The sequence below is a fragment of the uncultured Bradyrhizobium sp. genome, from assembly GCF_947648125.1.
Classification (GTDB): domain Bacteria; phylum Pseudomonadota; class Alphaproteobacteria; order Rhizobiales; family Xanthobacteraceae; genus Bradyrhizobium.
Map to the genome: position 1 here is coordinate 20,370 of NZ_CANSMR010000043.1, position 24,565 is coordinate 44,934.

Annotated in this window: 25 protein-coding genes; 19 read left to right on the plus strand and 6 right to left on the minus strand. The window is 64.1% G+C overall.

Going from position 1 to position 24,565, the window contains the following annotated elements; genetic code table 11:
* The first annotated feature begins 91 nt into the window (after nt 1–91).
* The 5 genes from Q0030_RS37930 (at nt 92) to Q0030_RS37950 (ending at nt 5,974) form a co-directional block, all read left to right on the plus strand.
* Entirely contained in the window at nt 92–1,639 is a 1,548-nt protein-coding gene (locus Q0030_RS37930; RefSeq protein WP_298379398.1) for an SUMF1/EgtB/PvdO family nonheme iron enzyme, read from the plus strand.
* A gap of 36 nt (nt 1,640–1,675) precedes the next feature.
* Entirely contained in the window at nt 1,676–2,101 is a 426-nt protein-coding gene (locus tag Q0030_RS37935) for a DUF4399 domain-containing protein (protein ID WP_298379401.1), read from the plus strand.
* A 155-nt stretch (nt 2,102–2,256) separates the two neighbouring features.
* Nucleotides 2,257–3,003 carry a transporter substrate-binding domain-containing protein gene (locus Q0030_RS37940; RefSeq protein WP_298379403.1) on the plus strand — a complete coding sequence of 249 codons (747 nt, stop codon included), beginning with the start codon at nt 2,257–2,259 and terminating at the stop codon, nt 3,001–3,003.
* A gap of 355 nt (nt 3,004–3,358) precedes the next feature.
* Nucleotides 3,359–4,177, plus strand: coding sequence for a formate/nitrite transporter family protein (locus tag Q0030_RS37945; RefSeq protein WP_050403146.1), 819 nt, complete (start codon nt 3,359–3,361; stop codon nt 4,175–4,177).
* A 60-nt stretch (nt 4,178–4,237) separates the two neighbouring features.
* Complete coding sequence (locus Q0030_RS37950) at nt 4,238–5,974, plus strand: bifunctional protein-serine/threonine kinase/phosphatase (protein ID WP_298379409.1); 1,737 nt, start codon at nt 4,238–4,240, stop codon at nt 5,972–5,974.
* Between the two features lie 180 nt (nt 5,975–6,154).
* Here the strand turns inward: Q0030_RS37950 and Q0030_RS37955 are convergent, their stop codons facing one another.
* Both Q0030_RS37955 and phaZ read right to left on the minus strand, forming a co-directional pair.
* On the minus strand, nt 6,155–6,943 hold the full coding sequence (locus Q0030_RS37955) for a substrate-binding domain-containing protein (RefSeq protein WP_298379412.1): 789 nt from the start codon (nt 6,941–6,943) through the stop codon (nt 6,155–6,157).
* Nucleotides 6,944–7,140: 197 nt separating this feature from the next.
* Nucleotides 7,141–8,364 (minus strand): polyhydroxyalkanoate depolymerase, encoded by a 1,224-nt coding sequence (phaZ, locus tag Q0030_RS37960; protein WP_298379465.1) that lies wholly within the window; start codon nt 8,362–8,364, stop codon nt 7,141–7,143.
* A gap of 175 nt (nt 8,365–8,539) precedes the next feature.
* On the opposite strand from phaZ, the gene Q0030_RS37965 reads away from it, so the two are divergent.
* The 3 genes from Q0030_RS37965 to Q0030_RS37975 all read left to right on the plus strand — a co-directional run bounded on the left by Q0030_RS37965 (nt 8,540) and on the right by Q0030_RS37975 (nt 10,107).
* The gene (locus Q0030_RS37965) at nt 8,540–9,196 is read left to right on the plus strand and encodes a glutathione S-transferase (protein WP_298379415.1); all 657 of its coding nucleotides are present in this window, start codon (nt 8,540–8,542) and stop codon (nt 9,194–9,196) included.
* Between the two features lie 319 nt (nt 9,197–9,515).
* The gene (locus Q0030_RS37970) at nt 9,516–9,950 is read left to right on the plus strand and encodes a cupin domain-containing protein (protein WP_173638102.1); all 435 of its coding nucleotides are present in this window, start codon (nt 9,516–9,518) and stop codon (nt 9,948–9,950) included.
* A 19-nt stretch (nt 9,951–9,969) separates the two neighbouring features.
* Nucleotides 9,970–10,107 carry a hypothetical protein gene (locus tag Q0030_RS37975; protein ID WP_171947700.1) on the plus strand — a complete coding sequence of 46 codons (138 nt, stop codon included), beginning with the start codon at nt 9,970–9,972 and terminating at the stop codon, nt 10,105–10,107.
* A 90-nt stretch (nt 10,108–10,197) separates the two neighbouring features.
* Here the strand turns inward: Q0030_RS37975 and Q0030_RS37980 are convergent, their stop codons facing one another.
* Nucleotides 10,198–10,422: a hypothetical protein gene (locus Q0030_RS37980; protein ID WP_029079022.1), complete on the minus strand. Its 225-nt coding sequence runs from the start codon at nt 10,420–10,422 to the stop codon at nt 10,198–10,200.
* Between the two features lie 192 nt (nt 10,423–10,614).
* Here Q0030_RS37980 and Q0030_RS37985 point away from each other — a divergent pair, with 192 nt between their 5' ends.
* Nucleotides 10,615–10,986 (plus strand): hypothetical protein, encoded by a 372-nt coding sequence (locus Q0030_RS37985; protein WP_298379426.1) that lies wholly within the window; start codon nt 10,615–10,617, stop codon nt 10,984–10,986.
* A 183-nt stretch (nt 10,987–11,169) separates the two neighbouring features.
* Here Q0030_RS37985 and Q0030_RS37990 read toward each other — a convergent pair whose 3' ends face one another.
* Nucleotides 11,170–12,273 carry a mandelate racemase/muconate lactonizing enzyme family protein gene (locus tag Q0030_RS37990; RefSeq protein WP_298379428.1) on the minus strand — a complete coding sequence of 368 codons (1,104 nt, stop codon included), beginning with the start codon at nt 12,271–12,273 and terminating at the stop codon, nt 11,170–11,172.
* A 258-nt stretch (nt 12,274–12,531) separates the two neighbouring features.
* On the minus strand, nt 12,532–13,773 hold the full coding sequence (locus tag Q0030_RS37995; RefSeq protein WP_298379468.1) for an ABC transporter substrate-binding protein: 1,242 nt from the start codon (nt 13,771–13,773) through the stop codon (nt 12,532–12,534).
* Nucleotides 13,774–14,010: 237 nt separating this feature from the next.
* On the opposite strand from Q0030_RS37995, the gene Q0030_RS38000 reads away from it, so the two are divergent.
* Complete coding sequence (locus tag Q0030_RS38000) at nt 14,011–14,850, plus strand: AraC family transcriptional regulator (protein ID WP_298379431.1); 840 nt, start codon at nt 14,011–14,013, stop codon at nt 14,848–14,850.
* Nucleotides 14,851–15,335: 485 nt separating this feature from the next.
* Here Q0030_RS38000 and Q0030_RS38005 read toward each other — a convergent pair whose 3' ends face one another.
* A complete protein-coding gene (locus tag Q0030_RS38005; protein ID WP_097675303.1) occupies nt 15,336–16,346 on the minus strand; it encodes a polyprenyl synthetase family protein in 1,011 nt (336 codons plus the stop codon).
* A gap of 134 nt (nt 16,347–16,480) precedes the next feature.
* Here Q0030_RS38005 and Q0030_RS38010 point away from each other — a divergent pair, with 134 nt between their 5' ends.
* From Q0030_RS38010 to Q0030_RS38050, 9 genes are all read left to right on the plus strand, one after another.
* Nucleotides 16,481–16,708 carry a DUF2007 domain-containing protein gene (locus Q0030_RS38010; RefSeq protein ID WP_092116072.1) on the plus strand — a complete coding sequence of 76 codons (228 nt, stop codon included), beginning with the start codon at nt 16,481–16,483 and terminating at the stop codon, nt 16,706–16,708.
* Nucleotides 16,701–17,528 carry a methyltransferase gene (locus Q0030_RS38015; protein WP_298379438.1) on the plus strand — a complete coding sequence of 276 codons (828 nt, stop codon included), beginning with the start codon at nt 16,701–16,703 and terminating at the stop codon, nt 17,526–17,528. The genes Q0030_RS38010 and Q0030_RS38015 overlap by 8 nt, the downstream gene beginning before the upstream one ends.
* A 246-nt stretch (nt 17,529–17,774) precedes the next feature.
* Nucleotides 17,775–18,710: a S49 family peptidase gene (locus Q0030_RS38020; RefSeq protein WP_298379440.1), complete on the plus strand. Its 936-nt coding sequence runs from the start codon at nt 17,775–17,777 to the stop codon at nt 18,708–18,710.
* 116 nt (nt 18,711–18,826) lie between these two features.
* Entirely contained in the window at nt 18,827–19,018 is a 192-nt protein-coding gene (locus Q0030_RS38025; protein ID WP_050403245.1) for a hypothetical protein, read from the plus strand.
* Nucleotides 19,019–19,137: 119 nt separating this feature from the next.
* Nucleotides 19,138–20,073 (plus strand): glycine--tRNA ligase subunit alpha, encoded by a 936-nt coding sequence (locus Q0030_RS38030; protein WP_298379443.1) that lies wholly within the window; start codon nt 19,138–19,140, stop codon nt 20,071–20,073.
* Nucleotides 20,073–22,169 carry a glycine--tRNA ligase subunit beta gene (gene glyS, locus Q0030_RS38035; protein ID WP_298379446.1) on the plus strand — a complete coding sequence of 699 codons (2,097 nt, stop codon included), beginning with the start codon at nt 20,073–20,075 and terminating at the stop codon, nt 22,167–22,169. Before Q0030_RS38030 ends, glyS begins: the two co-directional genes overlap by 1 nt.
* A gap of 3 nt (nt 22,170–22,172) precedes the next feature.
* Entirely contained in the window at nt 22,173–22,769 is a 597-nt protein-coding gene (locus Q0030_RS38040; protein WP_298379449.1) for a class I SAM-dependent methyltransferase, read from the plus strand.
* Nucleotides 22,769–23,140 (plus strand): GFA family protein, encoded by a 372-nt coding sequence (locus tag Q0030_RS38045; RefSeq protein ID WP_210284192.1) that lies wholly within the window; start codon nt 22,769–22,771, stop codon nt 23,138–23,140. The genes Q0030_RS38040 and Q0030_RS38045 overlap by 1 nt, the downstream gene beginning before the upstream one ends.
* 139 nt (nt 23,141–23,279) lie before the next feature.
* Nucleotides 23,280–24,380 carry a hypothetical protein gene (locus Q0030_RS38050; protein WP_298379456.1) on the plus strand — a complete coding sequence of 367 codons (1,101 nt, stop codon included), beginning with the start codon at nt 23,280–23,282 and terminating at the stop codon, nt 24,378–24,380.
* Nucleotides 24,381–24,565: the final 185 nt, after the last annotated feature.

Genomic DNA, 24,565 nt, shown 5'->3' on the forward strand with positions numbered 1-24,565 from the left:
GCGGTGTGATACTCTCCACAACGGTCTCAGGACCTAAAGGCGCCGGTTGCGCCGATCACTGCCATTTGTGGTTTGTGGAGCAGCCGAAGCCATGGGCGAAATTCGCGACTTCAGATCCGGCAAGCCGGGCAAGCCACCGCCCGGCGAAACGATGCCGCGCCGCCTCGCCGCGATCGTTGCCGGCGATATCGCCGGCTACAGCCGTTTGATGGAGCTCGACGAAGAGGGCACCCACAACCGCGTCAAGCGGATCGAGCGCGATCTGATCGAGCCCACCATTTCCGAGCACCACGGCAAGCTGGTCAAGACCACCGGCGACGGGTTCATCGCGATGTTCGACAGTCCGGTCGAGGCCGTCCGTTGCAGCATCGTGATTCAGCAGAACATGATCGGCCGCAACGCGGCGATCGCGAGAGATCACTGGATCGAGTACCGGATCGGCGTCAATCTCGGCGACGTCATCATCGAGGCCGACGATATCTTCGGCGACGGCGTCAATGTGGCCTCGCGTCTTGAAGGGATTGCAGCGCCCGGCGAAGTCTTCATCTCCGGCGGCATCTACGAGCAGATCAAGCACAAGATGGTCTGCGGATACGAATCGCTCGGCGACAAGAAGGTCAAGAACATCACCGATCCGGTCCGGGTCTATCGCGTGTTGCCGGACGCTGCCGCGTACCAGAGGACGCGCCGGCGCCGTGAGTCCATCCTGCTTACGCTGCTCGGACTGGCGGTCGCAGTCATCGCTGGCGGCGTGCTTTGGTACATGCTGGCGCAACCGCGCACCAAGCCGATCGACGTGGCGCAGGTGCCTCCGTCACCGGCCGTACCGCCGGCCGTTCAGCAGCCGGCACCGAGCCCGGCTCCGGCTCCGGGCCAAGCTGCAAGTCCGGTCCCAAGTGCCGCACCGACGCAGCAAGCCTCGCCTCAAGCCGCGCCCTCTGCAACTCCCGCCGCGTCGGTGCCGGAGCCTGAAATAGTCTCGCTCCGGGGCGGCAGCTTCTCGATGGGAAGCAATGACGACCCTTCGGAGCGGCCGATCCGCAAGGTGACGGTCAAGCCGTTCGCCATGGGCAAATATCCGGTCACCGTGCGGGAATGGAATGCCTGCGCGGCGGCCAAGGCTTGCGGCTTCACAGCCAGTGGCAAAGACGACGTTCCCGTCACCAATGTGAGCTGGAGCGATGCGAAACAGTATGTGGCCTGGCTCGCCGAGGGGACGAAGAAGGCTTACCGGCTTCCGAGCGAGGCCGAATGGGAATACGCGGCGCGGGGTGGAACGCAATCGAGATACTGGTGGGGCGACCAGATTCAATCGGGCAACGCCGGTTGCAAGGATTGCGGCGGCGGCGACGGTGCCGCCGAACAGCCGGTCAAGGTCGGCAGCTTCAAGCCGAATCCGTTCGGTCTTTACGACATGGGCGGCAGTGTCGATCAGTGGGTCGAGGATTGCTGGCACAGGAACTACCAGGGCGCTCCGGCCGACGGTGCAGTGTGGCCCGGCGGCGACTGCGGCTCCCATGTCATTCGTTCCGGCTCCTGGAAGAACGACGCACGCTATGTCCGTCCCGCCAATCGCGACAATTACGACACCAATGTTCGCTACCCGACCCACGGTTTCCGGGTCGCTTTGTCTCCTTGAGGGACGCCTGCAATCGCGAGGTTTGATGGAGGGGTTATGAAAAGTGCAGGCTTGATCATGCTCGCTGCGGCACTGACATTGCTCGCCAGTCCGGCCACCGCGCAAAACAAACCGGCGGGGAAAGACACCAAGCTGTATTTCATCTGGCCGCACGACGGAGCCAGGCTCAAAAGCCCGTTCTGGTGTCGCTTTGGGCTGCGCAACATGGGCGTCACCCATGCCGGCGACGAATATCCGAACAGCGGCCACCACCATCTTCTGATCGATGTGGACGAGCCGTTGAATCCGAACGAGCCGATCCCGTCGGACAAGTCTCACCAGCACTTCGGTGCAGGCCAGACCGAGACGCAGCTCGATCTGGCGCCCGGCAAGCATACCTTGCAGCTGGTGCTGGGCGACGCCAAGCACTATCCATTCAACCCGCCGGTCGTCTCCGAAAAAATCACCATCCGGGTCAAATAGGCCGATACGGATAGCTCCCTTGCGCGAACCGCCGCTTGCGCAAAGCGGCCTCGTGCGGTTTGTTGCGCGCCGCCGGGCGCAAGACCCGGCGTGGAGGGGGGCCGATGTTGTCTCGACTGATGCGTCTGGCTGGCCTCGTTCTGGGAGTAGTGACGATGGCCATTTCAGCCAATGCCGACGCCTTAAAGGATCAGATCGCGCCGACCGGAAAGCTCCGGGTCGCGATCGCGATCAGCCCGGCGGGCGGCGCGTTCTGGTCAACCAAGACAGAGAACGGCTATGCCGGCGTTCCCGTCGATCTCGGCAGGGAGATGGCGGCGCAGCTTGGCGTTCCCGTTGAGTATGTCGTGCACCAGAATTCCGGCCAGATCACCGATGCAGCGTCGAGCAACAGCTGGGACATCACCTTCCTGCCCAAGGACCCCGAGCGCGAGACCAAGATGACGTTCGGGCCGATCTACGAGGTTGCCGACGCCACCTACATCGTCAAGCCGGGCTCGGCGATCGCGAATTTCGCAGCGCTGGACCAGGACGGCGTCAAGGTCGCTGCCGTCAACGCCACCACCACGATGCGCGGCGCGATCGCGCATCTCAAGCACGCCAAGGTCACGGGCTATCAGACCTATGACGAGATATTCAATCTCCTGAAGAGCGGCGAGATCGACGCCTTCGCGTTGTCGCGCGATCAGCTCAATGCGATGGCCAAAAAGATTCCGGGCACCCGCGTGCTGGACGAGACCTTCAAGCAGACCGTCACCGCGGTTGCGGTGCCGCTCAACCATCCGCTGGCCGCGGCGTTCGCCACCAGGTTCATGACCGATGCGATCGCCAACGGCACGCTGCGCAAGGCCTATGACAATAACGGGCTGAAGGGCTCCCCGGTCCGCACCGAGGTGAAGTAGACCGGCGCATCCGGGCGTGGGCGTCATCTGGGCATGCTGCATAATTCCGCGCCATCGCGCGGGGCGGTTCCTGCGTTGCCTCTCTAACTCATTGTATTTACACGTATTTAAAGCGCATCCGTGAGCGCCCCCGGTTGGCACATCCATTGCTTTTGATTGCACCAGTCAATGACGACTGCCGTCCTCCGGATTGCCGAAGCCAATGCAGGCCGAGGTGAGGGGATCAAGGCGCCCCGCCGGGCGCCGCGAGCAATCGTTGCACCCCCATCTCCCCGGACGGACGAGCATTTCAACCAACCCGCGTCGCTTCCGGTAGGCAACCGGCGCGGCCGAATTGCGCAAGGGGAATTTACGAATGGCCTATCTCGCACCGTCCGAATTCGTCACCAAGATGGTGGACGCCGGTGAATCCAAGATATTCATGTCGACGCGCGACACCGTGATCCGCGCTTACATGGCCGGTGCGATCCTCGCGCTGGCGGCTTGGTTTGCCGTGACGATCAACGTCAACACGGGTCAGCCGCTTGTCGGCGCATTGCTGTTTCCGGTCGGCTTCGTGATGCTCTATCTGCTGGGCTTCGATCTGCTGACGGGGGTGTTCGTTCTCTCGCCGCTCGCGCTGCTCGACAAGCGCCCTGGCGTCACGCTCGGCGGCGTGCTGCGAAACTGGGGCCTCGTCTTCATCGGCAACTTCGCCGGCGCGCTCACGGTGGCGTTCATGATGGCGTTCGTGACGACCTTCGGCTTCACGCAGGAGCCCGACAAGGTCGGCATGACCATCGGAAACGTCGGTGAGGCGCGAACGCTGGGTTATGCGGCGCATGGTGCGGCGGGCATGGCCACTCTCTTCATCCGCGGCATGCTCTGCAACTGGATGGTTTCCACGGGCGTCGTCGGCGCCATGATCTCCACGACGGTGCCCGGCAAGGTCATCGCGATGTGGATGCCGATCCTGGTGTTCTTCTACATGGTGTTCGAGCATTCGGTCGTGAACATGTTCCTGTTCCCGTCGGGACTGATGCTGCATGCCAAGTTCTCGATCATGGACTACCTGATCTGGAACGAGATCCCGACCGTGCTCGGCAACCTCGCCGGCGGCCTCGCCTTCACCGGGCTCACGCTCTACACGACGCATGTGAAGACGGCGCCGAAGCGCCAGCGCCTCGCGGCTTGATCCCGGGCGGCTTATGGGGCTCTCCTGTCACGGAGGGCCCCATTCGCATTGGGACGGTCGATGCCGCGCGCGCTGACAATATCGGTCGGGCAATTCTCTGATCAGGGCCGCAAGGACACCAATCAGGATTTCCACGGCGTCTTGATCCCCGACGAGCCGCTGCTCGGCCTGAAGGGCATCGCGGTGGTGCTTGCCGACGGCATCTCCTCGAGCAGCGTCAGCCGCATCGCCGCCGAGTCCGCGGTCAAGAGCTTCCTGACCGATTACTACTGCACCTCGGAATCCTGGTCGGTGAAGACCTCGGCGCAGCGGGTGCTGGAGGCGACCAATTCCTGGCTGCACGCGCAGACCAGGCGCAGCCAGAACCCCTACGACAAGGACAAGGGTTACGTCTGCACGCTGAGCGCGCTGGTGATCCGGTCGACCACGGCGCATCTGTTCCATGTTGGCGACAGCAGGATCTACCGGGTCGCGGGCAACAGCCTCGAACAATTGACCAACGACCACCGCGTCGTGATCTCCTCGCAGCAGAGCTATCTCGGCCGTGCGCTCGGCGTGAACCCGCAACTCGAGATCGACTACCAGAATCTCCCGCTCGAGCGTGGCGACACCTTCCTGCTGGTGACCGACGGCATCTACGAGCACGTCCCGGCGCGGCAGCTCGCCAAGACCATCAGGGAGGGCGCTGCCGATCTCGATGCTGCCGCGAAGTCGATCGTCGCGCAGGCCTATGAGAACGGCAGCCTGGACAATCTCACCGCGCAGATCATCCGCATCGACGAATTGCCCGACAGCGACGCCAGCGAGGTGTTCGGCCAGCCCACCGAGCTGCCGCTGCCGCCGCTGCTCGATGCAAGGATGCTGTTCGACGGCTACCGCATCGTCCGCGAGCTGCATGCATCGCACCGCAGCCACATCTATCTCGCGGTCGACGAGGAGAGCGGCACCACGGTCACGATCAAGATCCCCTCGATCGACCTGCGTGACGATGGCGCCTATCTGAAACGCTTCATGCTGGAGGAGTGGGTCGCCCGGCGGATCGACAGCCCGCATGTGCTGAAGCCGTTTCTGCCGCAGCGCAAGCGCAACTTCCTCTATGTCGCGATGGAGTACATCGACGGCCAGACCCTGACGCAGTGGATAACAGACAATCCCGCGCCGTCGCTCGAGACGGTGCGCGACATCACCGAGCAAATTGCAAAGGGGCTGCGCGCGTTCCACCGCAAGGAGATGCTGCACCAGGACGTCAGGCCCGACAACATCATGATCGACAACACCGGTACGGTGAAGATCATCGACTTCGGCTCGACGCGAATCTCTGGCGTCGCCGAGGCGGTGCCGGCGGGCGTCGAGGACATTCTGGGGACCCAGCAATACACCGCACCGGAGTATTTCCTCAGCGAGGGCGGCACCGCGCGCTCGGACCTGTTCTCGCTCGGCGTCGTCACCTATCAGATGCTGACGGGACGCTTGCCCTATGGCGCGCAGATCGCGCGTGCCCGGACCCGAGCCGACTTCAACCGGCTGGTGTACCGTCCGGCTGCGCATAGCGGCCGCGAGATTCCGAACTGGGTCGACGGCACGCTGGAGCGCGCCGTGCGCGTCAGTCCGCTCAAGCGCTACGACAGCTTTTCCGAGTTCCTTTTCGACCTGCGCAATCCCAACGCAAAATATCTGACGACGTCATCGACGCCGCTGATCGAGCGCAACCCGGTGCTGTTCTGGAAGTCGACCACGCTGGTGCTGACGCTCGTCGTGGTGCTGCTGCTCGCCTACGGTGCGCATCATTTGCGGTAGGGCTAGCCGCGAAGGGACTGTTCTCCCTCTCCCGCGTGCGGGGGAGGGCTGGGGTGGGGGTGTCTCCGCGAAGGGATTCTTCGAGTGGAGCGAGCCCCCACCCGTAGCGCATCTCCGATGCGCTACGACCTCCCCCGCAAGCGGGAGAGGTGAAGCCAGCTCGCGGAGAGCCGGTCGTCGCTAATGCGTCGCGCCGGAGGCAATCGGATCCAGCCCGCTCTTGACCAGCGCGTCGCGCGCATCCGCCGAAGCGAGGAAGCCGATCAGCGCCTTGCCGGCGTCGGGCTCCTTCGAGACGGTCGCGATCCCTGCGGAGAACACCGTGATCTTCTGTAACGGCTCGGGCAAGGGACCGACGATGTCGATGCCGGCAACCGGCTTCAGCTCCGAGATCTGCTGCAGGCCGATCTCGGCCTCGCCCTTGGCCACGATCTCGCCGACCGGGGTCGCCGGGATCATCCGTGCCTTGTCCTTCATCTGGTCGGCGATGCCGAGCTTGCCGAACATTTCGGTCGAGACATAGACGCCGCTGGCGCTGTCGGAATAGGCGACCGATTTCGCCGCCAGCAGCGCCTGCTTGACGGTGTCGGCCGAACTGATGTCCGGCTTTGGCGCGCCTGATTTGACCGCGATGCCGATCGGCGACTTCACGAGGTCGACGCGGCTGTCGGCCACCACCTTGCCCTGCTTGATCAGGTCGCCCAGCGCATAGCCGACCATGATCAGCACGTCGGCGGGCTCGCCGCGCGCCAGCCGCACCGGAATGGCGTTGGTCGTGGTGCCCATCGACGGTCCGAAGGCGGTCACCACCTTGTGGCCGGTCTTGCGCTCGAACTCCGGCACCAGCGCCTTGTAGGCCGCGGTCAGCCCGCCCGAGATCATGACATGGACTTCGGCTGCGGATGCGGCTGACGCGAGGGCGAGGGCGCCGATGACGGCGAGCGTGAGGGTGCGGAAGGTGGCGCGCATGGAGTTTCTCCCTGGACGATTCTTGGGGCGCGTGGGTCGTCGTGGCCGGGGAGACTACTGCGCGAGGAGATGCGTGACTAGGGTTGCGCCGCCGTCATTGCGAGGAGCGAAGCGACGAAGCAATCCATCCTTCCGCATATGTTGAAAGATGGATTGCTTCGCTTCGCTCGCAATGACGGGGAAACAGCGTTACGCCCTCAAGAATTCACATGCACGAAATCGCGCAGCAGCGGGTAGATCTCGTTGTTCCAGCGCTTGCCGGAGAACACGCCGTAGTGGCCGACGCCGGCCTGCATGTGGTGCACCTTGCGATAGGTGCGCACGCCGGTGCAGAGGTCCTGCGCGGCGAGCGTCTGGCCGATCGAGCAGATGTCGTCCTTCTCGCCTTCCACCGTCATCAGGCCCATGCGCCGGATCGCCGCCGGGTTCACCGGGCGGCCGCGATGCATCAGCATGCCCTGCGGCAAGAGATGCTCCTGGAACACGTCGCGTACCGTCTCGATATAGAACTCCGCCGGCAGGTCCATCACGGCGAAATACTCGTCGTAGAAGGTCTTGATCACTTCGGCCTTGGCGGTCTCGCCTTTGGCGAGATGGTCGGCGAGGTCGATGTGCTGCTTGATGTGGCGCTCCAGGTTCATCGAGACGAACGCCGTCAGCTGCACGAAGCCGGGATAGACCTGACGTAGCGCGCCCTTGCACTGCATCGGCACGTAGTTGATCAGATTGTCCTCGAACCATTTGATCGGCTTGCTCTTGGCGAATTCGTTCACCTTGGTCGGTAGGATCCTGGTGTCGATCGGCCCGGCCATCAGGGTCAGCGACGCTGGCCGCGCCGGATGATTGTCTTCCGACATGATCGCGGCGGCCGCCAGCGCCGACACCGACGGCTGGCAGATCGCCACCATATGCGCGCGCGGGCCGAGCTGGCCGAGGAAGTCGATCAGGTGGTCGGTGTAGTCCTCGAGCCCGAACCGGCCCTCCTTGCGCGGGATGTCGCGAGGATTGTGCCAGTCGGTGATGTAGACGTCGTGGTCCTGCAGCAGCGTCTTCACGGTGCCGCGCAGCAGCGTGGCAAAATGGCCGGACATCGGCGCCACCAGCAAGAGCCGCGGCTGCTCCGGTCCATCCACCTTCCTGAAATGCAGCAGCGAGCCGAACGGCGTCGCATAGGCGACCTCCTCGGTCACCTGGTATTCCCGGTTGCCGGCGGACACGCTGCCGATGGCGTAGTCGGGACGGGCGTAGGTCAGGGTGGAGCGCGAGATCAGCTCAAGCGCCGCCGCGAGCCGGCCATACACCCGGTCGGCGGCGCCCTGCGGTACCAAATTGAGGTATTTCAGCGCCGCTGCAGCCCCGGTCCGCCATGGCGCCGTGAGGTCCATGTGGTTCTGGTAGGCTTGGTACATCATTGACATCATACGCATCCGCCCCTGGCTAGGCTGGATATGCAATATCGACGCCAGAGAGGGGGCGGGCTGCCCGGCAAATTGGCACGTGGCTTGCTGCAAAAATGAACGGCTTCGGGGGCGCGGCGGTTTGGACCGGCGCGCGGTGTCCGGGGGTCAGGACGCGTTCAGGGCGTGAGGGACTGATATGGCGAAGGCGACACTCACCATCAGCAGCAAGAATTATTCGTCCTGGTCGCTGCGCGGCTGGTTGCTGGCGAAATTCGCCGGGCTGGAGTTCGAGGAGGTGGTCACCGCGCCCGATGACCCCACGGCGCGGGCCGAGCTGCTGCTGCTGTCTTCGTCGATCCTGGTGCCCTGCCTGCGCCACGAGGGCGCGACCGTCTGGGACACGCTGGCGATCGGCGAGTATCTCAACGAGATCATGCCGCATGCCGGGCTGCTGCCCGAGGACCGGATCCAGCGCGCGCATTGCCGTTCGATCTCGGGCGAAATCCATTCCGGCTTCACCACGCTGCGGTCGTCGCTGCCGGTCAATCTCAAGGGGCATTTTCCCGGCTTCAAGATCTGGTCGCGGGCGCAGGCCGATATCGACCGGGTCTGCACCATCTGGCGCGATTGTCTCGGCAAATCAGGAGGGCCGTTCCTGTTCGGCGAACGCCGCACCATGGCGGACGCGATGTACGCGCCCGTCGTGACCCGCTTCATGACCTATGACGTGAAGCTCGACCCGGTTCTGGCGGCGTATGCCACGACCATCATGGCGATGCCCGAGATGCTGGAATGGATCGAGGCCGCGAAGGCCGAGCCTGCCGACGTCGAGGAGCTCGAGGTCGAATATTAGGCAGCGTGCGCCGGGCCTGCCGGCGCCGGCGGCTCAAGCTCCAGGCAAGCCTTGCTCAATGGACGTGCCGTCGGCGTCAGGCACGGGCGCCGCGCGGCGATCGGGCGCAGCGCGTGCCGAACGCAAATTCAGGTCTTGCTCCAAATGCTTCCGCCGCGATGGCCGTGCCCGGCGAGACCGATCGCCGCGGCACAACCGGGCTGGCAAGGATTTCGCATAGCAATGTGCGAGCTGTGACCGCGACGATGCGACGCTGCCGAAAATTTGGACGCTGAGCCGCGCCGCGATCTCGCGAACACGAGAACCGTGGAGGCTTGAAATGAACCAGCACGCCATCGTCAGCAAATTCTCCCACGTCAAACCCGGTGACACCGAGTTCAAGGGCGGAGGTCTGCGCGACTTCTTCCTGTATCGCGATCTCGGCATCGCCGACGCTACCGGCGGGCAGGTGATCTGCCATCTGGTCAAGGCCAATCCCGACCTGCCGCCGGAAGAGGGCACCGGCTGGCACAAGCATCTGTGCGATTTTCAGATCGTCATCATGACCAAGGGCTGGGCGCGCTTCATGTACGAGGACAAGGAGACGCTGGTCGAGGCCGGCGACGTGATCCATCAGCGGCCCGGCATCACCCACTATCTGTTCGATTACTCGAAGGACATGGAATACCTCGAGATCGTCAGCCCCGCCGATTTCAAGACCGTGGATGTGCCGCCGGCAACCGAGACGGTGCCGCCGGTGACGCCGTGGAAATGATCGCGAGGAGGGGCCGCAAATGTCGTCAGCCGAGGAATTAACCTTTGTCGTCGGCCGCTGGCTGCGGCCGATCGTCATGCTTCTGTATGTGGTGCGCCGCCTCGGCCTGATGACCACATCTAGCCGTGAACAACGGAGTACATTGCTCGATCAGTGATTCGGACGCGGTTCGTTCCATCCGCGTTCCAAATCTTAAAACGCCTGCGCGTGCGCGTCGCGTTTTGAAACAGCGCGCGCCAATGGCGCGTCAAGCCATGCCCGCCTGCTTCACGCGCGGCATGCGCCAGGCAATGACATTGACCTCCAGCGCGCCGCCGGTCGTGTCGTTGCGCCACTGGCCGTCGATGAAACGGCAGGCGAACGGCAGCTGATACGTTCCGCTGTGATCCTCACAAAGCACTTCCACGCGTTGTTCCGGCGAAGGTTCGCCATTGCCGTCGAATTGCGCCAGACGTTTTTCGCGCGTAGCCATACGATCTGTCTCCACTGCCCAAGGTCGAGCCAAAAGGGGTCGAACCAAACAAGTTCCGAAGGCCCCCGTCCCCACGAGTCCCCGTAATGAGTGAAGCACACCGCTTGAATGCGGTTTCAGTGTGGTATGTCTGCCTGGCTTTCTGCGTCGCGAGCACAAATCTGTGAATGACGCATGTGATTGGGGATGTCGATGATCGCGCGCTTCGTTGTTGCCTTGCTCGTGCCGCTTGCACTCGGCGTCGTCGGAACCGCGCATGCGCAGGACGTTCCCGGCATCGAGATCTGCACCGTCGAGAAAACCATGGAGCGGCGCACCAGCTGCCTGCAGAGCAACGTCGATTTCCTGCAGAAGACGATCGGCAAGCTCACGTCGGATCATCAGCGGAAGCTCGACGCCGCCAACCGGCAGATCGAGAGCTTGAAGAGCACAATCGCGACCTTGCAGAAGCTCGTCACCGATCTGCAGGCGGCGCAGGTCAAGCTGACCGAGGATATGAAGAAGAAGGTTGACGCACCGCCGGCAAAGGATGCGGCGTCTGTTGCGAAGGACGGGACGAAGTAGAAGAATTCCATCCGCGACCTCGCTTCACCTCTCCCGCTTGCGGGGGAGGTCGGATCGCATCGAGAGATGCGATCCGGGTGGGGGCTCTCTCCACGCAATGACTCGTGGAGAAAGCCCCCACCCCAGCCCTCCCCCGCAAGCGGGAGAGGGGGCGCACCATTGTCGTGGCTCGCAGCGCGCCTTCTACGCCACCCGATACGTCTCCATCACATCGCGATCCGGCTCGTAGCCGAGCCCGGGGCCCTGCGGCACGGCGACATGGCCACGGGCGTCGACGTCGATGCGGTCGCCCCACAGGCAGGCGGGGCGCTTCATGAAGAACACCTCGATCAGGCCTTCGTCGCGGATCGCCATCAGATGCAGCGTGGCAAGGAAGCCCGGCCCGAAATAGGGCGAGTGCGGAATCACCTGGACGCCGAACTCGTCGGCGAGCACGGCCACGCGCAAAAATTCGGTGACGCCGCCGACCTTGATCACCGAGGGCTGGGCGTGACTGACCGCGCCCGCCGTCATCATCTGGCGGAATTGATGCACGGTGCAGGCGTTCTCGCCGGCGGCGATATCGAGCCGGCCTTCTCTTCGAACCTCGGCGAGCGTCGCAAAATCCTCCGGCGGCCAGACCGGCTCCTCCAGGAACATCGGCGCGGCCTGCTTGCAGTCGCGGGCGAACTGGATCGCCGCCGGTCCATCAAGCGGACAATTCATGTCGACCATCAGCGGCACGCCGGGGCCGATCGCTTCGCGCGCCGCGGCAACCGCGGGCACGGTGGTCTCGTGCAGCTTGATCGCGGCGTAACCGAGCTTGATCGCATTCTTGCATTCGGCGGCGATGTGCGCGGGATTGCCGATCCGCATCAGGCTCGCATAGGCCGGAATCGTGCTGCGCTTGGCGCCGCCGATCAATTGATGCAGCGGCACGCCCTTCACCTTGCCGGCGAGATCCCACAGCGCGATGTCGAGCGCGGAGATCGCAAACATCGTGATGCCGTAGCGGCCGAACAGATGCAAATTGCGCTGGATCTGCTCCATCGCGGCGGGAATGCTGGCCGCATCAGGCACCTCGAGGCCGCGGGCCTGCGGCGCGATCATCTCGGCCACCGCCGCGCAGCTCGTCTTCGGGCAGACATAGGCGAAAGCATCGCCCCAGCCGGTCAGGCCTGCATCGGTCGAAACCTCGACCAGCACCATGTCGAGCGCCGAGATCGCGGAAGCGCCCTGGCGGAAGCTCGCAGGGCCAGCGTCATAGGGAATGCGGATATGGTGGGCGCGGACGTCGGTGATTTTCATTGTTGTTGTCCTTCCGATCGCAGGATGTAGCAGGATGTCCTTGAGCTCGTGATGGCCGGACGCGGCAGCCTGGATGGCGCTGCTTCGGCTCGCCTGGGTTCCAGCCACATCGCAGGTCTTGCTTGTAGAGTCTTGGTTGTAAAGCCTTGCTTGTCGCGAGTCTTGCTCGTGACAAGTGTTGCTCGTGAATCGTGTCGAAGACGTGGATGCCCGGCGTGGCGCCGGGCATCACGAACTCCGAAGCTGTGGAGAAGGCTGCTACGAACTCTTCTCGCCGCTCATGACGGGGCCGAACCGGTCCCAGCTCTCGCCCTTGAAGCGCATCATCTGCAACTGCTCGATCGGTGCGTAGTCGTCCGGCCCGGTCTTGATCTTGGTGCCGGGCAGATAGATGCCGATCTCGAAGTTGAGGCTCGCCGCCTGCTTCATCAGGTTCTCGCGGGTGAGGTTGTCGCCGCATTGTCGCAACACCTGCTCCAGCCCCTTGGCGACGCCGTAGCCGAACACGGTCGAGGCGTCGTTCTGGTCACCCTCGGGATACCACTTGGTCATGAAAGCGCGCCAGTCGTTCATGGCCGGATCGGTCTTCCACTCGTGATCCGCGGGATCCTTCAGATACTGGGTCGACAGGATGTCCTGGCTCGCCTCATAGCCGGCCGGCTTCATCACGCCGCCGATCGAGACGGAGACGTTGGTCAGGAACTGGACCGGATGCCAATCCAGCTCGGCGGCCTTCTTGATCGCCTGCGCCGCGAATTTCGGGGTTGCGATGTTGACGAAGATGTCGGGGTTGGCGCCCTTGATCTGCACGATCTGCGAATCCACCGTCGGCGACGTGGTTTCGTAGGAGGATTCGACGACGATCAGTTTCTTGGCCGCGTCACCGAGCCCCTCATGCAGGCCGATCAGATAGTCCTTGCCGAAATCGTCGTTCTGGTAGAGCACGCCGATGGTCTTGCCGGGATATTTCTGCAGGATGTATTTGGCATAGATGCGCGCCTCGACCTGGTAGCTCGGCTGCCAGCCCATGGTCCACGGAAAATTCTTCGGATCGTTCCACTTGGCGGCGCCGGTGGAGACGAACAGCTGCGGCACCTTCTTGGCGTTCATGTATTTCTGGATCGCGGTGTTGCCCGGCGTCCCCAGCGGATTGAAGATCAAGAGCACCTCGTCGCTCTCGACCAGCTTGCGGGCCTGCTCGACCATCTTCGGCGGGCTGTAGCCGTCGTCGTAGGAGACGAAGTTGATCTTGCGGCCGTTGATGCCACCCTCGCTGTTGAGCTTGTTGAAATAGGCCGCTTCCGTCTTGCCGATCGTGGCATAGGCGGATGCCGGGCCCGAATAGGGCATGATGTTGCCGACCTTGATCTCGGTGTCGGTCGCGCCCGGATCGTATTTCTTCTGGGCGTTGGCTGCGCTGGCGACGGCGATCGTCAAAAGCCCCGCAAGCGCCGCAGACTTGACGCAGTTGACATAGCTCAGGCGGTGGTGGTGCATCATTGTCCTCCCTGACATGCTGGCCGCGGCTCGTGCAGTCTTGATTTTCGGGCAGCTTGGTGAGCCGTCGGATCGATGCAACTGCGAGTATGCACGATTGCAGCGGTGTTGCCAGCGACGGCTTTGCGGTAAAATTTCGCAGAGCGGAATCACGGTTTCGCCGCCGCGCAGCAAGGACTGTCAAATGCCGCGCGCCGCAGCCATGCATGATGCCCGAGCTTTGCAGGAAGGCCGTCGTCCATGAATCCAGCCCAGAAGGCGCTCTGGTACATCGAAAGCCACCTGCGCACGTCGCTGACGCTCGATGATATCGCTGTTGTTGCCGGGGTCTCGCGCTTCCATCTGGTGCGGGCGTTTGCGGAGGCGACCGGATTTTCGGTGATGCGCTACGTGCGGGCCCGGCGGTTGAGCGAGGCCGCGCGCGAGCTTGCGGCCGGTGCGCCCGACATTCTCGCGCTCGCGCTGGATGCGGATTACGGCTCCCACGAGGCATTCACTCGCGCGTTTCGCGACCATTTCGGCGTCACGCCGGAGACGGTGCGCGCGACGACGTGCCTGACCAAGCTCAAGCTCCAGGAGCCGATCACCATGATCTCGACCGCTCTCGATCACATCGATCCGCCGCGCATCGCGACCGGCAGGGCCTTTCTCGTCGCTGGTGTCGGCGAGCGCTACAACCACGCCAATGACAGCACCGCCGGCATTCCTAACCAGTGGCACGGCTTCCACCAGCAATGTGTGCATATTCCCCGCCAGGTCGGTGATGTTGCCTATGGTGTCTGCTGCAACGGCGACGATGCCGGCAATTTCGACTACATCGCAGGTGTCGAGGTTGCCGATTTCTCCGACCTGCCGCGCGAGTTCGCGCGCGTCCGGATTCCGGCGCAGAAGTATGTGGTGTTCACCCATGCCGACCACATCTCGACAATCCGCCGCACCGTCAACACGATCTGGAATCGCTGGCTGCCGCAATCCGGCATGAAGGTCGCGGACGCGCCGAACTTCGAGCGCTACGACGAGAAGTTCGACAAGAACAGCGGCAACGGCGGGCTCGAGATCTGGGTGCCGGTCGAGGAGTAGCGTGCGCACAGGTGCAGCAAACTCTGGCGTCGTCCCTGCGAAAGCAGGGACCCATAACCACCGATGCGGATTGTGCGTGATGCTGGAACGACGAATCCCGCCTACGACATCCGCCGCGGGGTCCCTGCTTTCGCAGGGACGACAGCTTCGATGGTGCCAGCACCGGTGGGCGCGCCGTACATTACCTGTCATCGCCCGGCTCGACCGGGCGATCCAGTACGCCGCGGCCCCTCGGTTCAAGCACCCTGTCTCTGGAATACTGGATCACCCGCATGCGCGGGTGATGACACCGCGCTGTTTGATATCTTGAATTGCGCCTCATCCTCATCGTCGTCCCTGCGAAAGCAGGGACCCATAACCACGAGTGGTTATTGCTTGAACACGCCGGAACGACGACTGCCGTTCACAACTCTCGCCGCGGCGTATGGGTCCCTGCTTTCGCAGGGACGACACCGTGTATGCGGGCGCGGGTATGTTCTGCGAACTTAATGCGAGCGCGCGAGGCAGAACGCGACGACCTGTTCAAGCGCCGTCTTCATCGGCGAGGACGGGAACAGCGCCAGCGCGTCGACCGCCATCGCACCGTAGTGCTGGGCGCGGCTGATGGTGTCCTCCAGCGCGCGGTGCTTGGTCATCAATCCGATCGCGTGATCGAGATCGGCTGATCCGATCTCGCCGCGCTCCAGCGCGCGGATCCAGAACTGGCGCTCGGTGTCGTTGCCGCGGCGGAAGGCGAGCACCACGGGAAGCGTGATCTTGCCCTCGCGGAAATCGTCGCCGACATTCTTGCCGAGTTTGGCCGACTTGCCGCCATAGTCGAGCACGTCGTCGACGAGCTGGAAGGCGATGCCGAGGTTCATGCCGACCGAGCGGCACGCGGTCTGCTCGGCCTTGGGCCGGTTGGCGATCACGGGACCGACCTCGCAGGCCGCCGCGAACAGCTCTGCCGTCTTGCCGCGGATCACGGCGAGATACTCGTCCTCGGTGGTCGCGGTGTTCTTGGCGGCGGCAAGCTGCATCACCTCGCCCTCGGCGATGGTGGCGGCGGCCGCGGAGAGAATGTCGAGCGCGCGCAGCGAGCCGACCTCGACCATCATCCGGAACGCCTGGCCGAGCAGGAAGTCGCCGACCAGCACGCTGGCCTCGTTGCCCCACAGCATCCGCGCGGACAATTTGCCGCGGCGCAGCTCGCTCTCGTCGACCACGTCGTCATGCAGCAGCGTCGCGGTGTGCATGAACTCGACCGCGGCGGCGAGCTTGATATGGCCGTCGCCGGAATAGTCGGCGAGCTGGGCCATCGCCAGGGTCAGCATCGGGCGCAACCGCTTGCCGCCGGAGGAGATCAGATGATTGGCGACCTCGGGGATCATGGTGACTTCGGAGCCGGTCCGCGAAAGGATGGTCGCGTTGACGCGCTCCATGTCGGCGGCGACAAGTCCCACCAGCCCGTCGATCGAAGCATTGGACGGGCTTTCGAAGGGTACAATAACCGCCACGCTGGTCTCCAATTTTGCCGAATTCGCACTAGCTCAGCTATAACAATAGAAACTGCGAAGGTATGCGGCAAGGCCACGAAGTTGTTGACATGTGACGCATTGGCCGCACAGCCGGGCGGAGAGGAGAGTGGATTTTGCGGGAATTGGTACGGACCAATGACGTGGTGCTGGTCTCCGCCGTCGGCGCGCTGCTCGACAGCGCTAACATCCATCATCTGGTGCTGGACCAGAACATGAGCATCATCGAGGGCTCGCTCGGCGTGCTGCCGCGGCGGATCCTGGTGCACGAGGACGACAACCACGAGGCCCGCCAGCTCCTGACCGATGCCGGCCTTGGCCACGAATTGCGGGCCGATGACTAGAGCGTTTTCAAGCGAAGTGGGCCCCGGTTCGCGTGAAGAAAACGCGTCAAAAAACCAGTCTCCGGCCGCTGAGATCACCGAAGACGGATTCCTCGGCGGGCAATTGCGGCTGCGGCAGCCGCGCAGCGGCCATCGCGCCGGCCACGACGCGATCCTGCTGGCCGCGGCGACGCCGGCGCGATCAGGCGACCGGGTCGTCGATCTCGGCTCTGGCGTCGGCGCCGCCGGGCTGGCGGTGGCGCGGCGGGTCAGCGGGATCGATCTGGTTCTGGTCGAAATCGACCCTGCATTGGCCGAGCTTGCCCGGAATAACGCCAGCGCCAACGCGATCATGGCCGACGTGATCGTGCTCGATGTCGCGGCCGGCGCCTCCGCCTTCGATGATCTCGGCCTTACGCCCGACACCGCCGACGTCGTGCTGATGAACCCGCCGTTCAACGATTCCACCAGGCACCGTGCCTCGCCGGACGGCGTGCGGCAGCGCGCCCATGTCGCGACCCCGACCACGCTGGCTAGCTGGGTTCACGTGGCGCGGCGGATCCTCAAGTCGAACGGGCAGCTTGCGATGATCTGGCGGGCCGACGGGATTGCCGAGGTGTTGGCTGCGCTGGACCGCGGCTTTGGCAGCCTCGAGATCCTGCCGGTTCATGGCGACGTGACGTCGCCGGCGATCCGAATCCTGGTGCGGGCCACCAAGGGCGGCCGTGCGCCGACGCGGCTGCATGCCGCGCTGTTGCTCAATGAAGAGCCAGGTGTGCCCAATAAATGGGTGCAGGAGATTTTGGCTGGAAAGGGAGAATTGCCGCTGGCGCGGCGCTGACGGGCAGACGGACTGCCCGCGTCGTCACTGGCACAAAGCTACTGCGAGGCCGTTTCCGACTGGCGATCCGGCCTGGATGTGAAGTGGATCGCCGTGAGGAGCGTACCGATCAGCAAAATCAGCAGGTAGATCTTCATGGGTCCCTCTTCGCCCGCGCGTTGCAACCCCAATGACAAAATGCAAAACGCGTTCCACGAAATCCAATGACACTGGCGTGATAAAAAGTGGTTAATTCGAGGTAACGGCATGAGTGAACAACTAAGTGATCGCCAAGGACATTCTGGAGCACGTTCTGGAGGACGTTCGGGACTGCTCGAGCGCGTGCAGGGGGTGCTTCCGGCGCGGTTCAGGCGCGGCATGGCCGTCGTGCCGGTGGTGCGGCTGTCGGGCGTGATCGGCGCGGTGACACCGCTGCGGCCCGGCATGTCGCTCGCGGGCGTCGCCAAGATGCTGGAGCGCGCCTTTGGCACTCGGAATGCCAAGGCAGTGGCGCTGGTGATCAATTCGCCGGGCGGCTCGCCGGTGCAGTCGCGCCAAATCTATTTGCGCATCCGGCAACTGGCGGCCGAGAAGAAGCTGCCGGTGCTGGTGTTCGTCGAGGACGTCGCGGCCTCCGGCGGCTACATGATTGCCTGTGCCGGCGACGAGATTTATTGCGACCCGTCCTCGATCCTGGGTTCGATCGGCGTGGTCGGCGGCAGCTTCGGCCTCGAGGGGTTGATCAAGAAGATCGGGGTCGAGAGGCGGCTCTATACGGCCGGCAGCCACAAGGCGATGCTCGATCCGTTCCTTCCCGAAAACCCCGACGACGTCGCCCGGCTGAAGTCGATCCAGCGCGAGATCCATGCGATCTTCATTGCGCTGGTGAAACAGAGCCGCGGCAGCCGCCTGAAGGGGCCCGACGAGGAGTTGTTCACCGGCGAATACTGGGCCGGCGAGACCGCGATCGGGCTCGGGCTTGCCGATGGCATCGGCGACCTGCGCGCGACGCTGCGGGCCCGCTATGGCGAGAAGGTGCTAACCCCGGTGATCGCGCCCGCGAGCGGCATGCTGTCCGGCCTGCTCGGCCGGCGGGCGCCCGGCGCGGGCTCGATGGCGGCGCTGGACGGGCTCGCAAGCTTGCCGGACGATTTGATCTCAGCGGTCGAAACCCGGGCAATTTGGGCCAGATTCGGGCTGTGAACACGGGGATTTGAGCGCGCCATTTTGCCCCAAAACCGCGATTGCGGCGCAGGCCGCCTTGCGCGAGAATGCCTGCCATTGGGGGCCTGACAGACGTGAACGACAAGGATCGACCGATGCCGCCGCTGATTGCATTCGCAGGCGTCCTGGGTGGCCTGGCCGTGGTCCGCTGGGCATACAAGACGGCCGTCCGGATCAACCAGGAACTGGAAGAGGCGCGATTGTCCCGCGTGGCCGAGACCACGCGTGCGAGCGAAATCAAGACCCTGCGCCGCGACCCCGTGACCGGGGCCTATCGCCCGGGCTAGTTTGCTCTGAAAACCGCAAGATGGCGGTGCCGGATTTTCCGGCATCGCCTTGATTCCATTGGCTGCCGCCGATACGGTCCCGCGCGCTTCAAAACCCCCTCGCGAGACCTGTAGAGACGATGGACGCCCTGCCTGACCACATGCGCCCGGAACGTTCGTTCCAGGGCTTCATCCTGGCTCTCCAGCGATTCTGGGCCGAGCAGGGTTGCGTCATCCTGCAGCCCTACGACATGGAAATGGGCGCCGGCACCTTCCATCCCGCGACCACGCTGCGCGCGCTGGGGCCAAAGCCGTGGAACGCGGCCTATGTGCAGCCCTCGCGGCGGCCCAAGGACGGCCGCTACGGCGAAAACCCCAACCGGATGCAGCACTACTACCAGTTCCAGGTGATCATGAAGCCGTCGCCGCCGAACCTTCAGGACCTGTACCTGAAGTCGCTGGCCGCGATCGGCATCGATTCCTCCGTCCATGACATCCGCTTCGTCGAGGACGACTGGGAGAGCCCGACGCTCGGCGCCTGGGGCTTGGGGTGGGAATGCTGGTGCGACGGCATGGAAGTCAGCCAGTTCACCTACTTCCAGCAGGTCGCGGGCGTCGAATGCGCGCCGGTCGCGGGCGAACTCACCTACGGGCTCGAGCGCCTCGCGATGTATGTGCAGGGCGTCGACCGCGTCTATGACCTCAACTTCAACGGCCGCGAGGGCGCCGAGAAGGTCACCTATGGCGACGTCTTCCTGCAGGCCGAGCAGGAATATTCGCGGCACAATTTCGAATACGCCGACACCGCGATGTTGTTCGAGCAGTTCAGGATGGCCGAAGAGGCCTGCCGCAAATATCTCGCCGCCGGCTGGCGCGAGGGGAGCAACCACAAGGAACATCTGATGGCCTTGCCGGCCTACGACCAGTGCATCAAGGCGAGCCACGTGTTCAACCTGCTCGACGCCCGCGGCGTCATCTCGGTGACGGAGCGGCAGAGCTATATCGGGCGTGTGCGCGATCTGGCGAAGGCCTGCGGCGAGGCCTGGATCCACACTGAAACGGGCAGGGCGGTCTGATGCCCGATCTCCTCCTCGAACTGTTCTCCGAAGAAATCCCCGCCCGCATGCAGGCGAAGGCGGCCGACGATCTGCGCCGCATGGTGACTGACAAGCTCGTCGCCGAGGGCCTCGTCTATGAAGGCGCCAAGGCGTTCGCGACCCCGCGCCGGCTTGCGCTCACCGTGCACGGCATTCCCGCGCGCCAGCCCGATCTGAAGACCGAACGTCGCGGCCCGAAGATCGGCGCCCCGGATGCGGCGGTGCAGGGCTTTCTGAAAGCGACCGGTCTCAAGTCGCTGGATGAAGCGAAGATCCAGAAAGATCCGAAGGGCGATTTCTACATCGCACTGATCGAAAAGCCGGGCAGCGCAGCGATCGACGTCATCGCGGAGATGCTGCCGGTGATCATCCGCACCTTCCCCTGGCCGAAATCGATGCGCTGGGGCGCGCGCTCGGCCAAGTCAGGCTCGCTGACCTGGGTGCGCCCGCTGCACGCCATCACCGCGACCTTCGGTCTGGAGACCGAGGAGCCTGACATCGTCAAGTTCTCGGTCGACGGCATCGAGGCCGGGCAGACCACCTATGGCCACCGCTTCATGGCACCTAGCGCGATCAGCGTGCGTCGCTTCGAGGATTACGAGGCCAAGCTGAAGGCCGCCAAGGTCATCCTCGATCCGCAGGCCCGCAAGGACATCATCCTCGAGGACGCCAAGGAACTTGCGTTCGCGCAGGGCCTCGAGCTGGTCGAGGATCAGGTGCTGCTAGATGAGGTCTCCGGCCTCGTCGAATGGCCGGTCGTGATGATGGGATCGTTCGAGAAGGAATTCTTGTCGATCCCGGACGAAGTGATCCGCGCCACCATCCGCAACAACCAGAAGTGCTTCGTGGTCAAAGACCCCAAGACGGGGAAGCTGACCAACAAGTTCGTGCTGACCGCCAACATCGAGGCGCCCGACGGCGGCAAGACCATCGTCGCCGGCAATGAGCGCGTGATCCGGCCGCGGCTGTCGGACGCAAAGTTCTTCTACGAGACCGATCTCAAGACCAAGCTGGAAGACCGGCTGCCGAAGTTCGAGCAGATCGTGTTCCACGAGAAGCTCGGCACCCAGGCCGAACGCATCAAGCGGATCGAACGGCTCGCCGCCGAGATCGCGCCGCTGGTCGGCGCCGATGTCGAGAAGACCAAGCGCGCCGCGCGCCTCGCGAAAGCGGATTTGCTGACCGAAGTGGTCGGCGAATTCCCGGAGTTGCAGGGCCTGATGGGCAAGTATTATGCGCTGGCGCAGGGCGAGGATGCCTCCGTCGCCGCCGCAAGCGAGGAGCACTGGAAGCCGCAGGGGCCGACCGATCGTGTGCCGACTGATCCGGTCAGCGTCGCTGTGGCGCTGGCGGACAAGCTGGATACGCTGGCGGGATTCTGGGCGATCGATGAGAAGCCGACCGGGTCGAAGGACCCGTACGCGCTGCGTCGTGCGGCGTTGGGCGCAATCAGGCTGATCGTCGAAAACACGTTGCGTCTGCCGATCCTGAAGGCGGCCAAATCCGCGTTGCTCGGGTTGTCGGTCAAGGCTGATGCCGGAACACTGCCGAACGACCTGCTCGCCTTCTTCGCCGACCGCCTGAAGGTCCAGCTCCGCGACCAGGGCGCACGTCACGATCTCGTCGATGCCGTGTTCTCGCTCGGCGGCCAGGACGATCTCTTGCTCGTCGTTCGCCGCGTCGAGGCGCTTGGCAAATTCCTCGACAGTGATGACGGCAAGAACCTGCTCGCGGGCACCAAGCGCGCCAGCAACATCCTCAGCATCGAGGAGAAGAAGGACAAGCGTACGTTTGATGGCGCGCCCGACGCCGCGCTCTACAAGCTCGACGAAGAGAAGATTCTTGCGAAGGCGATCGACCAGGTGAAGGCCGAGGCCTCCGCCGCGGTTGCAAAAGAAGACTTCGCCGGCGCGATGAGCGCGATGGCGAAGCTGCGTCCGGCGGTGGATGCGTTCTTCGACAAGGTCAAGGTCAACGACGATGACCCCAAGGTGCGCGAAAACCGCCTGAAGCTGCTCAACGAGATCCGCGCCGCGACGCGCGCGGTGGCGGATTTCTCCCGGATCGAGGGCTGACCGATGGACCGTGCAACGCTCGCCGCTTACGACAAGGAGGCGGCGGCGTTTGCGCAGGACTGGCACGACCAGCCGGCACCTCGCGATCTGCAGGAGATCGTCGGGCAATTCTTCATCAAGGGCGGTGCGACCGCCGATATCGGCTGCGGCAGCGGCCGCGAGGTGGCATGGCTCAATGCCAACGGCTTTCCGGCCGAAGGCTTCGATGCCTCCGAGGGCCTGCTCGCGGAGGCCCGTGCCCGCCATCCGGCGCTGCGCTTTGTGCGCGCCGAATTGCCCGATCTGTCAGGCATCGCCGCCGACAGCTTCGACAATGTGCTGTGCGAGACCGTAATCATGCATTTGGATCACCCGCTGATCGCGCCATCGGTGCGCCGTATGTTCGAACTCGTGAAGCCCGGCGGTATCTTCTATCTGAGCTGGCGCGTCACCGCCGGCGACGATGCCCGCGATGCGCACGGCCGGCTCTATGCGGCGTTCGATACCGCGCTGGTGCGGGCTGAACTGGCGGCGGCCGAATTGCTGCTCGATGCTGAGGTCGTCAGCGCCTCGTCTGGCAAGGTCATTCACCGGCTGGTCGCCAGCAAGGGCAGGCGATAATGGCGCGGCTCGCGACATGCGCCTGCGGACAGCTCCGCGTCACCTGTCAGGGCGAGCCCCTCACGATATCGCTGTGTCATTGCCTGGAGTGCCAGAAGCGGACCGGCAGCACCTATGGCGTCGCGGCGTTCTTTCCGCGCGCCGATGTCGAGCCGCAGGGCGAGGCGCGCGAATACAGCCGCATCGGCGGCAGCGGGTCTCCGGTGGTGTTTCATTTCTGCCCGAATTGCGGATCGTCGGTCTATTGGGAGCCCGGTCGCGCGCCGGATCTGATCGGCGTTGCGGTCGGCGCCTTTGCGGACCCGGATTTTCCGGCGCCGTCGCAGTCGGTTTTCACGCAGCGCCGCCACGCCTGGGTCGTCGACAGGTAAGGGGCTGCCGTCGCGAGATGTGTCGTGCCAGAAATATCTGGAAATAATTTGCAATTTATTAACCATGCCCTGCGAGGGTCCTGGCGAGTCAACGATTTCTTAAGAAATCGCCCCTCGCGCCAATGCAGGGACCTCCCCGATGACCTCGATCGGTACCACGCCCAATCCCTACGCCCAATATGGCTCGGCCTATGCGCGGGCCGCCGCGACGCCCTCGCTGGCGGCGACATTGTCAGGCGATGGCACCGCCGGCGACCTGTCGGCGTCCGCCACATCGAGCGCTGCAACCAACCTCACGCTATCGGATGCCGCCCGCGCGCAGCTCGCCAAGGCGCCGCTGCCGGATTTTGCGACCGTCACCAATGACGCGCGCGTTACGCTCGACCGGCTCTACACCGTCGCGGGGGTGAAGAAGCCGATCGTCGACGGCAAGACCACGATCGATCTCTCGACACTGGATCGCCGCTCGCTGTTTGCGATCTCGACCAACAATGGCGGCAAGTTCACGCCGGACGAGCAGGCGGTCGCCGCCACCGAGCTGAAGCAGCGCTTCGACAAAGCGCTCGCGCCGTCGCTTGCGACCACGCGCCTGACCGGCGACTACAGCGTCAGCTACAAGTCGGCGCTCGACTATCTCGACGGTGCCAGCGATGAGGAAAAGGCCACCGCAACCTGGGCCAGCCAGCGCGCCGCGGTGCTGAAGGGGGTTCAGGCGACGCAGCAGGATCCGAACAAGGCGCCGACGGGAATTTCAGGCGACCCGGTTGCGGCCGCGCTGGCGGGGACCACGTCGCCCACGACGGGCAAGCCGCGCGACTTCGGCAGCGTGGCGAGCGATGCGCGCGCCTTCCTCGATCGGCAGAAGACCGAGGCGGCGAAGAGCGGCAAGGAACTGGTGTACGATTCCCGACGCAAGACCGGACAGCTCGCCGATCTGTCCTCGCTCGACAACCGCTCGCTGTCGGCGATCTCGCTGAACCAGGACAAGAAGTTTTCGGGCGAGGAGATCTTCGCGGCCAAGCACGAACTCAACACGCGGACGCGTCTTGCGGTGCTCGATGCGCTGAAGCAGAGCCAGTCCGCCGGCGATCCGCGCCAGTTCAGCCTCGGTATTCTCAAGCAATATTCCTCGATGAGCGGGGAGGAACGCCAGGCCGCCAACTGGACGCAGGATTTCCAGGACGCCGCGATCAAGAACTACAAGTCGACCTCGACGCTGCTCTCGATTCTCAAATCGTAGATCGCGACGACATCAGAACGCGATGAGATTAGGTCGAATAGCACCGCGAAGGCGGTTCGCTCCCTCTCCCGCTTGCGGGGGAGGGTTGGGGTGGGGGCTCTCTCCGCGAGTCACATCGCGGAGAGAGCCCCCACCCGCATCGCATCTTCGATGCGATGCGACCTCCCCCGCAAGCGGGAGAGGTG

Bases quoted from the DNA above. Each gene is read 5' to 3' on its own strand.
- phaZ (WP_298379465.1), bottom strand. From the start codon at position 8,364: ATGATGTCAATGATGTACCAAGCCTACCAGAACCACATGGACCTCACG.
- glyS (WP_298379446.1), top strand. From the start codon at position 20,073: ATGCCCGATCTCCTCCTCGAACTGTTCTCCGAAGAAATCCCCGCCCGC.
- Q0030_RS37935 (WP_298379401.1), top strand. From the start codon at position 1,676: ATGAAAAGTGCAGGCTTGATCATGCTCGCTGCGGCACTGACATTGCTC.
- Q0030_RS37950 (WP_298379409.1), top strand. From the start codon at position 4,238: ATGCCGCGCGCGCTGACAATATCGGTCGGGCAATTCTCTGATCAGGGC.
- Q0030_RS38030 (WP_298379443.1), top strand. From the start codon at position 19,138: ATGGACGCCCTGCCTGACCACATGCGCCCGGAACGTTCGTTCCAGGGC.
- Q0030_RS37955 (WP_298379412.1), bottom strand. From the start codon at position 6,943: ATGCGCGCCACCTTCCGCACCCTCACGCTCGCCGTCATCGGCGCCCTC.
- Q0030_RS38015 (WP_298379438.1), top strand. From the start codon at position 16,701: ATGACTAGAGCGTTTTCAAGCGAAGTGGGCCCCGGTTCGCGTGAAGAA.
- Q0030_RS38020 (WP_298379440.1), top strand. From the start codon at position 17,775: ATGAGTGAACAACTAAGTGATCGCCAAGGACATTCTGGAGCACGTTCT.
- Q0030_RS37995 (WP_298379468.1), bottom strand. From the start codon at position 13,773: ATGATGCACCACCACCGCCTGAGCTATGTCAACTGCGTCAAGTCTGCG.
- Q0030_RS37970 (WP_173638102.1), top strand. From the start codon at position 9,516: ATGAACCAGCACGCCATCGTCAGCAAATTCTCCCACGTCAAACCCGGT.
- Q0030_RS38050 (WP_298379456.1), top strand. From the start codon at position 23,280: ATGACCTCGATCGGTACCACGCCCAATCCCTACGCCCAATATGGCTCG.
- Q0030_RS38045 (WP_210284192.1), top strand. From the start codon at position 22,769: ATGGCGCGGCTCGCGACATGCGCCTGCGGACAGCTCCGCGTCACCTGT.
- Q0030_RS38040 (WP_298379449.1), top strand. From the start codon at position 22,173: ATGGACCGTGCAACGCTCGCCGCTTACGACAAGGAGGCGGCGGCGTTT.
- Q0030_RS37930 (WP_298379398.1), top strand. From the start codon at position 92: ATGGGCGAAATTCGCGACTTCAGATCCGGCAAGCCGGGCAAGCCACCG.
- Q0030_RS37945 (WP_050403146.1), top strand. From the start codon at position 3,359: ATGGCCTATCTCGCACCGTCCGAATTCGTCACCAAGATGGTGGACGCC.
- Q0030_RS38000 (WP_298379431.1), top strand. From the start codon at position 14,011: ATGAATCCAGCCCAGAAGGCGCTCTGGTACATCGAAAGCCACCTGCGC.
- Q0030_RS37980 (WP_029079022.1), bottom strand. From the start codon at position 10,422: ATGGCTACGCGCGAAAAACGTCTGGCGCAATTCGACGGCAATGGCGAA.
- Q0030_RS37940 (WP_298379403.1), top strand. From the start codon at position 2,257: ATGGCCATTTCAGCCAATGCCGACGCCTTAAAGGATCAGATCGCGCCG.
- Q0030_RS38025 (WP_050403245.1), top strand. From the start codon at position 18,827: ATGCCGCCGCTGATTGCATTCGCAGGCGTCCTGGGTGGCCTGGCCGTG.
- Q0030_RS37990 (WP_298379428.1), bottom strand. From the start codon at position 12,273: ATGAAAATCACCGACGTCCGCGCCCACCATATCCGCATTCCCTATGAC.
- Q0030_RS37965 (WP_298379415.1), top strand. From the start codon at position 8,540: ATGGCGAAGGCGACACTCACCATCAGCAGCAAGAATTATTCGTCCTGG.
- Q0030_RS37985 (WP_298379426.1), top strand. From the start codon at position 10,615: ATGATCGCGCGCTTCGTTGTTGCCTTGCTCGTGCCGCTTGCACTCGGC.
- Q0030_RS37975 (WP_171947700.1), top strand. From the start codon at position 9,970: ATGTCGTCAGCCGAGGAATTAACCTTTGTCGTCGGCCGCTGGCTGCGG.